Below are 12,809 nucleotides of genomic sequence, written 5' to 3'. Positions count from 1 at the left end.
AAATGTTGGACCAAAAATATGTAATTGAAAATATTGAACAAGTTATTAAAAGATTAAATGATCGCCAAGATGATTTTTCATACTTAAAACAATTGGTTGATTTAGCTGACCAACGCAAAAAATTAATTGCAGAGTCTGAAAAATTAAAAGAAGCTAGAAATAGTAATTCAAAAAAAGTTGGCGAATTAATGGCCGCAAAAAAAATATCAGAAGCTGATGAGCTTAAAAAACTAATTTTAGAAGCAAAAAAAACTATCGAATCACTAGATGAAAAGTTGGCTATTGTTGAAGAAGAAATTAAAGCAATTCTAGATGTTACGCCTAATATTCCTGATGAATCAGTGCCAGTCGGAAAAGATGAAGATGATAATGTTGAGATTAGAAAATGAGGAAATATTAGAAAAATAAATAATGTTAAAGAACATTGGGAAATTGCTACTAATTTAGATATTATTGATTTTGAAAGAGGAACTAAATTATCAGGGTCAAGATTTATTATTTATAAAGGTTTAGGAGCACGATTGGAAAGAGCAATTATGAATTTAATGCTAGATGAGCATTTGAAACGCGGTTATGTTGAAGTAATCCCTCCTATTTTGGTTCAACCTCAAATAATGCATGGGACAGGAAATCTACCAAAATTTGCAGCAGATGCTTACTATGTTGAAAAAGATAACTTATTTTTAATTCCAACAGCCGAAGTGCCAGTTACGAATATGTATCGCGAAGAAATCTTGCAAGAATCACAATTACCAATTCGCCATTGTGCATATACACCATGTTTTCGACAAGAAGCCGGATCAGCTGGGAAAGATACAAAAGGTATCATTCGTCTCCATCAATTTAATAAAGTTGAAATGGTAAAAATCACAACCCAGGAAGAATCTTTTAATGAATTGGAAAAAATGGTTAATGATGCTGAACATATTTTACAATTATTAGAAATTCCTTATCGGGTAATTATTTTATCAACCGGAGATATGGGCTTTTCTTCATCAAAAACCTATGATTTAGAATTATGAATGCCAGGGCAAGATAAATATCGGGAAGTATCATCATGCTCAAATTGTAAAGATTTCCAAGCAAGAAGGATGAAATTAAGATACAAAGATAATGCTGGGGTTATTAAATTAGCTCATACATTAAATGGTTCAGGACTAGCAATTGATCGGGTTATTGCTGCCATCTTAGAAAATTATCAAAACGCTGATGGTAGTGTAACGGTGCCTACAGCCTTACAACCTTACTTAGGGGTAGATAAAATTAGTTAAAATGTTTCACGTGAAACATTTTATTTTTTAAAAATTAACCTTGCAAGTAAAACAATATAATATATAATAGTAATGTCATTACAATAGTTACATTCGAAACTGGTCAGGTCCGGAAGGAAGCAGCCATAAGACTAAGGACTATGTGTAATGGCATTTTTTATGGTATAAAGGTTATGGTGATATTAATGAAACATGAAAATGAGATATTTGAGAAGTTATTAAAATTTTCGCAGAAAGCAGCAAAGAAGAATCAGGTTCCAATCGCAGCGGCAGTCGTTGATGAAAACCGCCAAATTATCGGTCTTGGTAGTAATAAAACAAACAAAAAAATTATTACTTCCCATGCTGAAATTTTAGCATTAAATGCAGCTTGCAAAAAGTTAAAAACTAATAAGTTAAATAATTGTTCAATTTGGATAACTGTCGAACCATGTATGATGTGTTTAGGAGCAATTTTTAACGCCGGAATTAGGCATATTTGCTATTTTTTAGAAAACGAAAAATCAGGTTTCATTAAATCTAATCATACCTTTGACTTATCAAAAATGTTCATTCACAAAGTTAAAGATCCCGAAAAGAATAATCAAGTAAAAAAAATTATGAAAGACTTTTTTAAAAAACTAAGATAGATAATTTTAGAATTAAATAGTAAAATTATCTTAGAGTAACTTTTAGGAGGAATAAAATGAATTACATATCATTGTATCGGAAATACCGACCAAATAACTTTGATAAAATAATAGGCCAAAAAGAAATTAAAACAGCATTGAAAAATGCGATAAAAAATAATACATTTTCACATGCTTATTTATTTTCAGGTCCCCGCGGAACCGGAAAAACTTCAATTGCTAAAATTTTTGCTAAAGCAATTAATTGTTTAAATTTAGTGGAAGGCAACCCTTGTAATACATGCGAACATTGTGTAGAAATTAATCATGGATCATCAGTTGATATTTTTGAAATTGATGCTGCTTCTAATAATGGGGTCGATGAAATTCGCGAAATTAAAAATAATGTTCAGCTTTTACCTACTAAAATGAAGTATAAAGTTTATATCATTGATGAAGTTCATATGTTAACAAATTCAGCTTTTAATGCTTTGTTAAAAACATTAGAAGAACCACCTCACCATGTTATTTTTATTTTAGCTACTACTGAAAGTCACAAGGTTCCTGCAACAATTATTTCACGTTGTCAAAAATATAATTTTAAAAAAATATCAAAAGCTGAACTGGAGAGTAATATTAAAAAAATCTTGGAAAATGAAAATGTAAAATTTGAAATTCCGGCAATTCAACAAATTGTTTTATTGTCAGATGGTAGTGCTCGTGATTCATTAAGTATTCTTGAACAAGTTATTATGTTTTCTGATGGCGCAATAACTCTTGAAAATGTAAATACAATCTTTGCAACAATTTCAAAACAGAAAAAGTTAAGTTTGTTAAAAGAAATTTTTGAATATCAAACTAATAATGTCTTGCTTCAAGCCAAAGAAATTTATCTATCTGGCGCTGATTTTGAACTATTAACAATTAATATGCTAGATATTTTAAAAGAAATTTTTGAATATCAACAAACTAAGAATGCAGTTTTTTTAAGTGTGCTGTCAGAAGAAGAAGCCCAAATTTTTGCAAATAAATTAGTTACAAAAGAATTATTAGCATTAATTGATCTTTTCACAGAAATGTTAGTAAAAATGAAAATGAATAAAGCACAAGATATGTATTTTGAATTAATTCTTTTAAAAGCATTAGCTATCTTTGAGGATAATAAAAAAGATTTTGCTGATTTAGATTTAACATTAATTAGTGATCGCAAACTTACGGATAATGATACTGAAAATAAATCTGAAAATATAAATATAAATGGAATAAATTTAGATAATGAAATTAACGAAAAACCTTTAATAAAAGCAGGAAATTCAATCGATGATGGCCAATATTCTAATAATATTAGCACCAAAGAAGATATAAAAAATAACGAAGAACCTAAAATACACCATGATTTTGTGCAACCAAATATTTTTTCTTTTGATGATGAAGAAGATTCTGAATTAGAGAATAATAATGTGGAAAATAATAATATTGAAATTAAAATCGAAGATTCTTTTGATACTCCAGTTTCAACAATTGAAACTTCTGAACAATTAGAACAAAAAAATAACGAGTCTAATGAACCTATTATAGTTAACGAACAACAAACAGTAACTCAAATCGAAACATTAAAAAAAGATCCCGAAGAAGAGAATGTTGAGGAATCTAAACAACCAGAAAATATTGATAATTTAAATAAATTTAAAGAGAATGTTAAAAAAAATATTGATATTTATAAATTTTCAAATATTAATTATTCAATGCAACAAATTTTAAATATTTTAGTAAGTGCTGAAAAAGAACAGCGTGAACGTTACGAAATTTTATTTGAAAATTTAATTAAAGAAAAAAGCAAAGATATTCCCCTGGAAAAAATCATTAGTTTTTATAATGTTAAGTTTGTCGCGGCATCTGATCAAGGAGTAATTATTGTAACAAATACAAAACCAGAAGCTAATTGAATTAGTCATGAGATGTGTGATTGAGAATTTAGAAATAAAATTTTCCAGAAACTAGATTTTGATTTTGTTATTATTGTTCTAAGTGAAACAGAATGAAGTGATGTTAAAAATGATTATGCAAAATTACGACAAGCTAAAAAATTACCAATGAGTTCAATTATTGATGTTGAAGAATTTTATCAAGATTTATTAGTAAAACAAATTGATAATTATGAAGAGCATAAAGAAGCAATTGAAAATGGTAAAGAAATTTTTGATAACATTAAAATTATTGAATAAATTATTTTAGTAGGGGGATAAAAATGAATAATTATGATGAAATAATTGAAGAGTTGAAAACTATTTTAGGGGTTGGAAAAAAAGTAGCTGAAAGAATTTTTAATAAATTAGTGATCAATCCAGCAGTGAATGCCAAACTTAGTGAATTATTATCCCAAATAACAGAGCAATTTAGCCAGTGCCCAATTTGTTTTTCATTAATGAAAGATAATCAATGTTTATTTTGTTATAATGATTTAAGAGACAATACAAAATTGTGTATTGTTACCAATGTTTTTGATGTTTTTACTTTTGAAAAAGCTAAAATCTTTAATGGTTTATATCATGTTTTAAACCAGGAAATAAATGTCAAAAATGGTATTACACCAGACAAAATTACAGTTAAAGAATTAGAAAGCAGATTAAATGATAAAATAATAAATGAAGTTATTATTGCAGTAAGTTCAACTTTTGAAGGTGAGGTAACTGCCCAGTATTTAAAAAATATTATAGAAAAATACCATATCAAAGTCTCAAGGCTTGCAAGAGGGATTCCGATTGGGGGAACGCTTGATTATATTGATGAAGCAACTTTAAAGCAGGCTTTAGAAGGTCGAAAAGATATATAAGGGGTGAAGGTAATGTTATTTATATCATTCGAAGGGATTGATGGCTCTGGAAAGACAACCATTGCTAAATTATTAAAAGAAAAGTTAAAAAGCCAAGGTTACGAAGTTGTGTTAACAAGAGAGCCGGGAGGCAATGAGATAGCCGAGCAAATTCGTGATATTATTTTAAGTAAAAAAAATTCACAAATGGATCCATGAACTGAAGCATTATTATATATTGCGGCACGGAAACAACATGTCAGTGAAGATATTTTGCCAGCTTTGAAAAGAGGAGCCATCGTTCTTTGTGATCGTTTTATGGATTCAACTTCTGCTTACCAAGGTTATGCCCGGGGACTTGGAATTAGAACATTAGATGAAGTTCAATCGATAGTTTTAGGAACCACAAAACCAGATTTAACATTATTTTTTGATATTGAACCAACAGCTGCTCGTGAAAGAATGAAAGCGCGGTTTGAAGATGAAATGGATCGGTTAGATTTAGAAAAACAATCTTTTCATGAAAAAGTTTATGAAGGTTACCAAGTTTTAATTAGTGAACATTCTGATCGCATTAAAGTAGTTGATGCACGAAAACCTATTAACGAAGTTTTAGAACAAGTGTCATATTATATTGATGAAGTTTTAACAAAATTACAAGGAAATAAAAGTAATGATTAATAATTTTGCACCAGCAGATTTAAAAAAACTTAATATCTTAAAAGAAAAAATTAATAATAATCTTTTACCTAATCAATTAATAATTTCATCAAATAATATAACAAAATTAAATGAATTTGCTAAACTTCTTAGTATGTTTTTAGTTTGCGAAAAAGAACGCACTTTTGACTGTGACTGTGCAAATTGTGTCCGAATTCAAAACAATACTTATTATGATTTAAAAGCATACGGTGATTTTAATACTAGTATTAAAAAAGAAGAAATCCAAAATATTATTGAAGTTTTTAATTATTCTGCTTTAGAAAATAAAGGAGTCAAGATCTATATTATTAAAGGAGGTGACTTCCTAACTTTAGAAGCGGCCAATGCTTTGTTAAAGTTTTTAGAAGAACCAACTGATAATACCTATGCCATTATTTTATCTAATCAACACAATAGAATTATTGAAACAATTAAATCACGATGTTTAAATATTATTTTAACAAATGATTTTAATGAGGTTAAAGATGAGAATGATGATGCCAAACAAAAATTTATACAAGCTTTTTTTAAAAATCTTGTTCACCAAAAAAATAACAATTATATTTTAATTCGCCAATTATTTGATTATACCCCAACTGATTGTTATGAATATTTATCGGAAATTGCTAATGTCATCAAAAATAGTAAGTGGCAACAATATAACCTCGATGAAAAAGAAATGTTGGCATTATTGAAACCAATTAAACATCATATTATTGAAGAGTGTTATTCAGCATGTAATCTTTTAGGGGGAAGTTTTAACAAGGAATTAATTTTAGAACAAGCAATAATTAAAATTAACCAGGTGGTATAAAATGAAGGTATTAAATGATTTATTAGATTTTGAAGGTTTACAATTATATCAACGAACTGATATGTTTAATTTTTCGCTTGATTCAGTATTATTAGCAAGATTTGCTCGGTTAAATAGTCGCACTAAAAAAATTATTGATATTGGAACCAACAATGCAGTGATCCCGTTAATTTTGAGTTGTTATACAAATGCCCAAATCACGGGAGTTGAAATTCAAGCGGAGGCAGCACAATTAGCACAGGATAATGTGCACTTAAACAAAAAAACTTCGCAAATAACAATTATTCATGATGATATTAAACATTATGCACAAGTCAATGCCCGCGATAAATTTGAGTTAGTAATTTGTAACCCGCCATTTTTTAAAGTAGGAGAATCAAAACTAAATGAAAAAAGTGAACTGTTAATTCCCGCGCGCCATGAAATTCACTTAACTTTACCAGAAATGATTAGTGCAGCGCGAAAAATAACTGAGAACCGAGGTTATCTAGTACTAGTTCACCGAGCAACCAGATTAGATGAAGTTTTAAACTTATTAACCGCCAATGATTTTGCTGTTAAAAGAATTAAATTTATTCATCCCTTTCGGGATAGTGAAGCAAATAATGTTTTAATTGAAGCACGTTTTAAGGGAACACCCGGGGTCATTATTGAACCACCATTTATTGTCCATAATGAAGATGGTAGTTATACCGAAGAAATTAAAGCAATGTTTAGAAAATAAGGGGAAAGATGATGAATTTTGATATGTTAGATAAGAATCAAAAATATATTATTGCGGTGTCCGGTGGGCCAGATAGTATGTTTTTACTGGACAATATTTATCAAAACAAAGAATTTGACATTCATAATTTTATTGTGGGAGTTGTTAATTATAAAAAAAGATCAGATAGTGATATTGACCAACAGATTGTTATTGATTATTGTACCCGCCATAAAATTGCTTATTATGTCAAAGAAGTTAGCCAGGATGATTATCTAAAATATCAACAAGTCTCGCATAATTTTCAAACGATTGCTCGGGATATTCGTTATGATTTCTTTATTGAACTTGCTCAACAGTATGCTTGTGCTGCCGTTTTAGTAGCCCATAATTTAACAGATAATATTGAAACCTATATTTTACAAAAACAACGTAATAATATTGTTGAACATTATGGTTTAAGTCCAGATAGTATTTATCATTCAAAGTTTAGTGCAAACACGATAGCTATTAAAAGAATTATGTTAAATATTCGTCGAGAGTTTATTATTGAGTATTTAAACAATAATAAAATTAATTATGCCCTAGATTACACGAATATTTTAGGAATTTATAACCGAAATGTTATTCGGAGCGAACTCCAGGATTTTAATTTTGCAGATTTATTAACCGAAATGGAAAATCAAAATCATGCTAATGAAAAATTAAAACAAGTTGTTAGGGACTATTTCATTGATAATTTTGGCCAAATTAATGTCCCTAGTTTTACCAGCATAACTGATTTAAGATTACAAAAGATGATTATTTTTAATTATTTTAAAATAGCGAAGTTAACTTGTTTAATTATTAATAAAAAACGGAAATTTTTAGATGAAGTTGTCAAAGAAATCACATCACCAAAACCAAACATTATGATTAAAATCAATGAGGAATATTTTTTAGTCAAAAGTTATGAAAATGTTGAAATTAAAACGAAGGCTCAATTAGCTTTGACAACTGTTATTATTAACAATACCCGCCAAACATACCAGTGAAAAAATCACATAATTACCGAATCAACAAAAGATAATTTTACTTTTTTTGTATCAACTGACCAGTTACCATTAAAGATAACCAATGATCCCGAAATTTTAAAAAATGTCTTGTTAAATGGTAAACAACTAACTAAAATCTTTATCAAAGAAAAAATTAATCTGTTAATTCGTTTAAATTATGTTATTATAGATAAAAACAATGAAATTGTGGCAATTAATGATTTATTAAGAGCAAAATTGCGCAAACCTTCATATTTGAGTGAAAAATGTCTGTTAAACGAGAAATATAATTTTAATCAAAAAGAAAAATTTATTATCTATTTTATGATAAAATAGTTTAGAATTAGTGTTATTAACTTATTTTATGTTTGGTTATTAATAAAAATCATAGATTCTACCATTAGGAAGGAAAAAAATATGAACAAAAAGAGATTATGACTAGGGATTATATTAAGCTTAATTTTTATTGCTTTAATTATCTTAATGATTGTTATTTGGATGCGATCAGATGTCACAAAAATTAATCAAGGAAAAATGCAAGAAACAGTTGAGACGGGTAATTATGATGGCAAAAAAATGGATGAAATTTCAGTGAATGCCGCAATTGGTCGTAATACTGTTGTTGTTCAAGGTGAAATTAAATATAAAGATGGTGGAAAAACTGTTGTTGTTAAATATTCATCCGAATGAGACCGTGGAAGTTTTGATGCGTTCAGTTATTACACGACAACTGATCCATCAGACCCTAGTAAAGTAATCTTTCATAATCGGTGAACAGAAAGTTTATCTGCCAAAAATGTTACTTTAAATGGTGGTTTTAATACCTATGATCGTGAATTTGTTCCATATTGAGAACAAGCATTAGTGCAAATTGTTCCATGAGTATTATTAATTGGGGTTTCAATTTGATTAATGGTTAGATTAACAAAAGCTTCTGGCGGAATGGGTGGTGCTAATCCATTCTCAATGGGGAAAAATAAAGCTCGTCAAATTCAATCAAATGTTCGCTTTTCGGATGTAGCGGGAATTAACGAAGAAAAAACGGAATTAGTTGAATTAGTTGATTACTTAAAAAATCCACAAAAATATTCAACGATGGGAGCCCGTGCGCCAAAGGGAGTCCTAATGGAAGGACCACCAGGAACCGGGAAAACTTTATTAGCAAAAGCGGTTGCCGGAGAAGCTGGAGTGCCATTCTTCTCAATTTCTGGTTCTGAATTTGAAGAAATGTTTGTTGGGGTTGGGGCCTCAAGAATTCGGGAAATGTTTAGTGCTGCTAAAAAAGCAGCGCCTTGTATCATTTTTATTGATGAAATTGATGCTGTTGGTCGGAAACGAACAATTTCAATTGGTAGTGGGGCTAATGAGCAAACTCTAAACCAGTTACTAGTTGAAATGGACGGATTTGGTACTAACACCGGAGTTATTGTGATGGCCGCTACTAACCGGGTTGATGTTTTAGACCCTGCGTTATTACGTCCAGGTCGTTTTGACCGCCAAATTCAAATTTCATTACCTGATATTAATGAGCGGGAAGCTATTTTACGTTTACATGCTCGTAATAAAGCAATTTCAACTGAAGTTGATTTCCGTCGGATTGCGGAAAGAACACCAGGGTTTTCGGGAGCACAGTTAGAAAACGTTTTAAATGAAGCAGCAATTTTATGTGTCCGCAAAAATATTAAAGTAATTACTGTTGATATTATTGATGAAGCGATCGACCGGGTAATTGGTGGACCAGCCAAAGAATCACGTAAATACTCTGTTTTAGACAAACAAATTGTTTCTTACCATGAAGGTGGTCATGCTTTAATTGGGTTAAAATTAGAAGCTGCAAGTAAAGTTCAAAAAGTAACAATTATCCCGCGGGGACAAGCTGGTGGTTATACAATTATGACGCCAAAAGAAGAAACAATGTTCCATAGTAAAGAAAACTTATATGCTACAATCACCGGATACTTAGGGGGAAGAGCGGCCGAAGAAATTATGTTTGGAAAAACCAAAATTACGACGGGGGCGCATGATGACCTTGAAAAAGCAACTAATATTGCTCGTCATATGGTTACTGAATATGGAATGAGTCCATTAGGATTAGTTCAATTTGAATCACCAAAAGATGAATATACTGGTGGGGTTAAACGTTATTCAGAAGATGTGGCTGCTAAAATTGATACCGAAGTTCGTAAAATCTTGGATGATTGTTATGTAACTGCAAAAGCAATTATTTCAGAAAATATGGAAACGCTTCATTTATTAGCTGAAAGTTTACGCGTCTTAGAAACATTAACAGCTGAACAAATCGAATTTATTAATAAAAATAACCGTTTACCAGATGAAGTTCTGCGTGAAAAAGAGCGCTCAGCTAAACATAAAGAAAAAGAAGCAAAAGGTGAGATCTTAGAAGTTAAACCACGCGAACGGAAAAAAGAGCCACCAAAAAATGATGATGATCACGATAAAAAAGATGATAAATCAAATAATAAAAACTAAGAAGACTGTCAATTGACAGTTTTTTCTTTTTAAATTAAGAAATCATGCGGGCAATGAAATTATCTTGTTTTTTATTATTATTTAAGGTATAGTTAATTTAAGAGGGGTATATTTATATGGGTCGTGGTAAAGATTTTGTATTAACAATTTCATATTTTGTTAACGAAATAAAGAACATTTTTTTATGTACCACTGTTCTGACCTTTTTTGCATTAATTTTATTTAAGTTATTAATTTTAGGGTATAACTGATATAAAAAAACGAAAACTGTTGTTAGTTATAACAAAAATTACTTGGATTTTAAAAAACAATTAAGAGCAGTCATATTATTTATCACATTTTTATTTATTTTTCAAAATCTAATTAATAAATCTTTACAGGGTGATGCATTTTTATTTGATAACCTAATTCTATTGATCCTATTAGTAACTTTATTAATTAACCCTCACAAAAATATTAATATTGTTTTAAAAGGGGCCAAGACTTTATTTTGAGTTTTAATTATTATTTACACTAATGAAAAGATTTTTTGATTTCAACACCTAAAATTGATTAATGTTTTCATCACATTTGTAATATTCATGAGCACAATTTTTTACATTAAAGCTTCGAAAGAACGTTTTTTTGTCCATAAGATTGGAAAAATCCTAATTTGAGTAGTTATCCTATCGCTATTTAATTATTTATATGAAATTTCGATGTCATATCTACAAGTTGTTTCAAACAGTAGTATGAAAACAGTGTTTGAATATTGCCATTTAATGTTAATAATTATTCCATCAGCGTTAGGCTTTCTAGCAATCTTTTGTGCAACACAAACTGAACCAGAAATTAGTGACGGAATATCCGCGGATGAAATAATTACAACAAATTTAAAAATTTTTAGTGAACAGGGTGATTTGTTAACCAAGAATTTTAAAATTATTGGCAATGGTTATATGGTTGTTTTAAACAATTAATTTTTAGGACAATAGTGATTACGAGTCAATTGTTTAATAAAAAATAATTATTACTTATTAACTACATAAAAAATATTGTGGCAATATATAGATTACCCAAAATATAAAAACGTATGATAATACTAACTACTAACAAAAAACTTATTACATATAAATTAATTTTTATATTGCTTTGAGCATTAAAAATTAACTTATTACTAACCAAGGTTAACAACTAAATATATTAAGTGGAGGAGATGAAACAATGATGAAGATAGTTAACAATAACAACGATTTGTTAAAAAAATTATCTATTAAAAATATCATTAATTTATTATCTGGTGGCCACCAATCCCAACAACTTGTAATTTTAAATCAAAATTATTAGATGTTTAGAATAAATTATAATTTTACTGGAAACATATTAGATGGAATTAAGAAGTTTATACAAAAAAATCAAATTACAAGGTATTAATTCAACGGGAATTACAAAAGCTATTTCAGATTATATTGTGGAAAATATTAAACAACGCAATATTGAGGCATTATCACTTAAAAAAATTGCTAAAAACTGTAATGTAAGTGATGCTACCATAACTAGATATTGCAAAGAATTGGGTTATTCAGGATTTATTCCTTTTAAAAAACATTTAGATGCCATTAATACTAACTATGTTATTAATAACCATGAGGTGATTATTAATCGAAGTTTAGTTGAATCAACAGAGAAATTTTATGATGAATATGTTAATATTTATAATCGGGGACGATTAGCAATTAAAATGCTAATTAAAAATGGAATGGTTGATCGCATCGCAAGTTTACTTAAAAATTGCCAAAGAATTTTTATTGTCGGAAACAATATTAATTATAGTCAAACAATTGATTTTAAAAATCATTTAATTGCAAGTGGTTTTAATGTTTTATTAGAACAGGATGAAGTAGCTGTCACTTCATTTGCGAATATTGCAACTAAAAATGATGTGTTTATTACAATCTCATTGGCGGGGACTGACACTTTTTTAGAAAGTGCCGGCCAATGTGCGAAGTCGAACGGAGCACAATGAATTGCAATTACTAGTGTTTCGGATTCAGTTTTTCAAAATGCGGACCAATTAATTGTGTTAGAAAGTAAAGAATGAAATATTTGGAACTTGTATAGCTTACGAGGACAAATGCTATTTGAATTTTGAAATGTTATTTATTTAGCAACTGTTCATAAATTGATGGAAGCTGAAAATTACGAAAAGACTTTTGATTCATATCAGGAAACAGATGACTTAAGTAATTTAAAAATTAAAATGTAACATATTGTTAATTAAAAAAATATTGGTTTAATCCAATATTTTTATTTATTTAATTTAATAATTATGGTTAAATTATAATATGATTAAATACTAATTTATCGCAGACATTTTTTGAACGGAATTAAAAATA

General features: G+C 28.9%; 12 protein-coding genes and 1 other RNA gene. All 13 read left to right on the top strand.

Features of this window, described 5'->3' with window-relative positions:
- The first annotated feature begins 2 nt into the window (after positions 1-2).
- The 13 genes from serS (at position 3) to QPK10_RS02235 (ending at position 12,679) form a co-directional block, all read left to right on the top strand.
- Positions 3-1,271, top strand: a complete 1,269-nt coding sequence (serS, locus tag QPK10_RS02295) for a serine--tRNA ligase (protein WP_368486422.1) — start codon at positions 3-5, stop codon at positions 1,269-1,271.
- A 68-nt stretch (positions 1,272-1,339) separates the two neighbouring features.
- Positions 1,340-1,432, top strand: an RNA gene (ffs, locus tag QPK10_RS02290) — signal recognition particle sRNA small type.
- A gap of 24 nt (positions 1,433-1,456) precedes the next feature.
- Entirely contained in the window at positions 1,457-1,900 is a 444-nt protein-coding gene (locus tag QPK10_RS02285) for a deaminase (RefSeq protein WP_368486421.1), read from the top strand.
- Between the two features lie 56 nt (positions 1,901-1,956).
- Positions 1,957-4,104: a DNA polymerase III subunit gamma/tau gene (dnaX, locus tag QPK10_RS02280; RefSeq protein ID WP_368486420.1), complete on the top strand. Its 2,148-nt coding sequence runs from the start codon at positions 1,957-1,959 to the stop codon at positions 4,102-4,104.
- Between the two features lie 23 nt (positions 4,105-4,127).
- Positions 4,128-4,712 carry a recombination mediator RecR gene (recR, locus tag QPK10_RS02275; protein ID WP_368486419.1) on the top strand — a complete coding sequence of 195 codons (585 nt, stop codon included), beginning with the start codon at positions 4,128-4,130 and terminating at the stop codon, positions 4,710-4,712.
- Between the two features lie 12 nt (positions 4,713-4,724).
- The gene (tmk, locus tag QPK10_RS02270; RefSeq protein WP_368486418.1) at positions 4,725-5,372 is read left to right on the top strand and encodes a dTMP kinase; all 648 of its coding nucleotides are present in this window, start codon (positions 4,725-4,727) and stop codon (positions 5,370-5,372) included.
- The gene (locus QPK10_RS02265; protein WP_368486417.1) at positions 5,365-6,207 is read left to right on the top strand and encodes a DNA polymerase III subunit delta'; all 843 of its coding nucleotides are present in this window, start codon (positions 5,365-5,367) and stop codon (positions 6,205-6,207) included. Before tmk ends, QPK10_RS02265 begins: the two co-directional genes overlap by 8 nt.
- 1 nt (position 6,208) lies before the next feature.
- Positions 6,209-6,931: a tRNA1(Val) (adenine(37)-N6)-methyltransferase gene (locus QPK10_RS02260; RefSeq protein ID WP_368486416.1), complete on the top strand. Its 723-nt coding sequence runs from the start codon at positions 6,209-6,211 to the stop codon at positions 6,929-6,931.
- A gap of 8 nt (positions 6,932-6,939) precedes the next feature.
- Positions 6,940-8,280: a tRNA lysidine(34) synthetase TilS gene (gene tilS, locus QPK10_RS02255; protein WP_368486415.1), complete on the top strand. Its 1,341-nt coding sequence runs from the start codon at positions 6,940-6,942 to the stop codon at positions 8,278-8,280.
- Positions 8,281-8,361: 81 nt separating this feature from the next.
- On the top strand, positions 8,362-10,434 hold the full coding sequence (gene ftsH / locus QPK10_RS02250) for an ATP-dependent zinc metalloprotease FtsH (RefSeq protein WP_368486414.1): 2,073 nt from the start codon (positions 8,362-8,364) through the stop codon (positions 10,432-10,434).
- A gap of 116 nt (positions 10,435-10,550) precedes the next feature.
- A complete protein-coding gene (locus QPK10_RS02245; RefSeq protein ID WP_368486413.1) occupies positions 10,551-11,393 on the top strand; it encodes a hypothetical protein in 843 nt (280 codons plus the stop codon).
- 244 nt (positions 11,394-11,637) lie between these two features.
- The gene (locus QPK10_RS02240) at positions 11,638-11,760 is read left to right on the top strand and encodes a hypothetical protein (protein ID WP_368486412.1); all 123 of its coding nucleotides are present in this window, start codon (positions 11,638-11,640) and stop codon (positions 11,758-11,760) included.
- A 40-nt stretch (positions 11,761-11,800) separates the two neighbouring features.
- Positions 11,801-12,679: a MurR/RpiR family transcriptional regulator gene (locus QPK10_RS02235; RefSeq protein WP_368486411.1), complete on the top strand. Its 879-nt coding sequence runs from the start codon at positions 11,801-11,803 to the stop codon at positions 12,677-12,679.
- The last annotated feature ends 130 nt before the right edge of the window (positions 12,680-12,809 follow it).

The sequence above is a fragment of the Spiroplasma sp. DGKH1 genome, assembly GCF_040940205.1.
In the GTDB taxonomy this organism is placed as follows: domain Bacteria; phylum Bacillota_I; class Bacilli_A; order Mycoplasmatales; family Mycoplasmataceae; genus Spiroplasma.
Note: the sequence above shows the minus strand (reverse complement) of the source record. Positions and strands in the feature narration are given on the sequence as shown.